1 protein-coding gene is annotated in these 975 nt (G+C 57.7%); it reads right to left on the bottom strand.

Annotated elements, in window-relative coordinates; genetic code table 11:
• Positions 1–23 precede the first annotated feature (23 nt).
• On the bottom strand, positions 24–975 hold a 952-nt coding region (locus tag NDI72_RS21890; RefSeq protein ID WP_283801796.1), incomplete at its 5' end, for a site-specific integrase.

The following is a 975-nucleotide window of genomic DNA, read 5'->3' as shown; positions in this document are numbered from 1 at the left end:
GCCAGAGTCTATTTCAAACTGGATTAGCTCCAAGGGGCAACGTCATCGGGATCCAGCCCCGCGATTTTCATCCGATCCTCGAATGAGTGCCTGAACGAATAAATCGTGTGTTTCCGGCTGGGAAACAAGTCATTCTCGCGAAAGAACTTGTTCAGCGCTGCCGACAGATCGTTCTCCCTGTTCCGATAGCGCGGGAAGCCATTAGGGTGCTTCTTGAACACCTCCAGCGCCACACCGACCAGCGGCAGCTTGCGCTCGGAAGACGCCGTCTTGATCTCGCGCGGATCATCCGGGTCAACACGCGGCTCAATTGACAGATGAGGAACATCGCCGGCCAGATGGATGCTGCCTGCGGTCAGGTTGGCGAGCTCACTGGGCCGAGCGCCCGTCTCGATAAGCGCAAGCGCAATGCCGCGCGCCTCGGCATTCATGGTTGCCATCGCACCAGGCCGCAGGATCGTCTTCGAGATCCACTCGACATCAAAGGGCGGGCGGGTCCGCTTTTTGCGCTCCTGGAAATTCAGCTTGCTGAACGGGTTGAACCGGTCGGTCTCTCCCATATGCGTAAAATACGACTCATAGAGCACGCGCATGTTGCCCAGATCACGATTGCCGGAAGACGCCGAGTATGTGGCTGCCTTGCCCTTGGGCGCAACCCTTTCCAGCCAGTAGCGATAGAAGCGCTGCGCGTCTTCACGCGTGATTTCGGTCATCTCCTTGTCGCCAACGAGAGCAATGAAATTGTTCACGCCGCGCTGCTTGACCTTCTTCCACTGCGCACGCTGGTTGGCGCTCTTGTTGATCAGTTCGTCTGCGACGATCTCATCCACATAGATCTCGAAGGCCTTGCTGACCGTAACCGCCGGCACCGGCACCGCACCCAGAACGGCCTTCTGGACCTCACTGGAGAAATTCCCGCTCTCAATGGTCGTAACCGGTGTTCTGACCCCACCTTCCTTGTGAGCGTATGATCTG

This window comes from Nitratireductor sp. GZWM139 (assembly GCF_030068685.1).
GTDB lineage: Bacteria > Pseudomonadota > Alphaproteobacteria > Rhizobiales > Rhizobiaceae > Nitratireductor > Nitratireductor aquimarinus.
Note: the sequence above shows the minus strand (reverse complement) of the source record. Positions and strands in the feature narration are given on the sequence as shown.